At 31.5% G+C, this 1,745-nt stretch carries 2 protein-coding genes; one reads left to right on the top strand and one right to left on the bottom strand.

Features of this window, described 5'->3' with window-relative positions:
- The first annotated feature begins 328 nt into the window (after nt 1–328).
- The gene (locus tag F3G76_RS10885; RefSeq protein WP_223227471.1) at nt 329–904 is read left to right on the top strand and encodes a Cj0814-related protein; all 576 of its coding nucleotides are present in this window, start codon (nt 329–331) and stop codon (nt 902–904) included.
- A gap of 63 nt (nt 905–967) precedes the next feature.
- On the opposite strand, the gene F3G76_RS10380 is transcribed toward F3G76_RS10885, so the two are convergent.
- A partial coding sequence (locus F3G76_RS10380; protein ID WP_411160719.1) for a cell surface protein occupies nt 968–1,745 on the bottom strand: 778 nt, incomplete at its 5' end.

Here is a 1,745-nt window from a genome sequence, read left to right as displayed (position 1 = left end):
ATTGCCCATCACTTTCTTATAATTAACTCTACTCGCGAATTCTTTTCCTTCAAATAGTGAGTTGTTATTTAGATTTGGCGAATAGGTTATATTATTAAGCATTGTTAAGGCCTCACTTTATTTAGTTATTGATTATACTCTAGCCCATAAAAGCATTAAACCTAAGTAGGTTGAATTCATATTCTTTAGCTGAATGTGTGTTAGTGTATAAAACAGCATTGCTGGATAGGTGGTAGCAAGATGCTCTAATGCAAATTAATACCATTAAAAAAGAATTAAAACCTATGAAAGAGATGCTGGAATATCTAAATAAAGTGAGGCCTTAACAATGCTTAATAATATAACCTATTCGCCAAATCTAAATAACAACTCACTATTTGAAGGAAAAGAATTCGCGAGTAGAGTTAATTATAAGAAAGTGATGGGCAATAGCACAAACTTTACTGGAGCTTTTAAATCCAACAATGATAACAAACAAACCATTTGGGGCAAAAAATCAGATAATGATTTAGAAGGACAAAAGATACGTCAAACTTTAGAAAGATTTGGTGTGTCTTTTAGTAATGAGGGTCGTAAGCTTCTCGAGTCGTCTAATATAAGTGTAGATGAATTTATTGAGAGGTATTCTAAAGTTATAAATAGGAGTATGTCGCAAGAGATTGGTGATTATGGACTAATAGATCAGAAAAACGATCATGAAGAACAAGACAATCAAACTGACACGCAAAAAAAAGAAGCCTTTAAGCCTATGCAAGTAACTAAGAAATTTAAAACTTATGATATGCAAGCCGATGAGAAATTTAAAGAATTTTACAAATTTATAAAAACTGAATTCGATAATGGCGAAAGCATATTTGAAATTTTAGAAAAAGTCGCAAATAAAAAAGTGGATAAAACCGTATAAAAGGACTAAATTTAGAGCAATCATTGCTTTCTACAATAAAACAAAGTAGCTATTTTTTATTCATCAAGCCATCTTATTTAAAATTTGCTTCTTATCTATCTTTTGCATAAGCTCTAAGACGTCTATGCCTCTTTTTTCTTTGAAATTTAAAAGCTCTCTTGCATAGAGAAATTTTTGATCCTTGTTTATATCATAGGTCTCATACTTCTTTTTAATCTGCATAGGTTTAAATTTCTTCTCGCTTTGCTCTTTGGCTAAATTTGCATTGTATTCTTGTTCTTCTTTGTGTAGTTTAGCCAGAAATTCTTTATGCTCTTTTGTAGTTTTTTCTACATCTTCTCTATAAAGCTTCTTAAACTCTTCTATACTTAGATCTGCTCTAGCAAACAATCTAGCACCATCATTACTCATCATTGTGTCTTCAGAAAATGATTTCATAAAATCTTCTAGTTCAGCCTCTTGTTCTGCTGTGCCGATACCGACCATCAGTCCAGAAATTGTTGGTTTGCCATCAACAGAGTTGGTAAGCAACCAATCCATGTGAGATTGTAATACATTGATCTCAAATTCCTCTAAGGTCTCTGGATATTTTGATAATAAAGCTCGCCTTTCATCAATGGTATAGCTATACTTTTTTGAAAGCATATTGTCTATCTTCTCTATGGTTTCTGTTATCCAGTTTTCACTACTTCTGTCTTCTTTGATGTATTTTTCAACATTATCAATTATTAAATTTTGCATATATGAATCAATTAAAGCCTTTTCTTGCTCCTTTGACATTTTTGCATTTTCTTTTTGGATAGTGGTTTCTTGTATCGATGTGTTGCTAAGTCCGTTTATG

Origin of the sequence: Campylobacter concisus (genome assembly GCF_902460575.1) — a bacterium.
In the GTDB taxonomy this organism is placed as follows: domain Bacteria; phylum Campylobacterota; class Campylobacteria; order Campylobacterales; family Campylobacteraceae; genus Campylobacter_A; species Campylobacter_A concisus_AW.
This window is presented reverse-complemented; position numbering and strand designations above follow the sequence as displayed.

What these genes read in the sequence shown, in the direction of transcription:
- F3G76_RS10885 (WP_223227471.1), top strand. Translation starts at nt 329, where the DNA reads ATGCTTAATAATATAACCTATTCGCCAAATCTAAATAACAACTCACTA.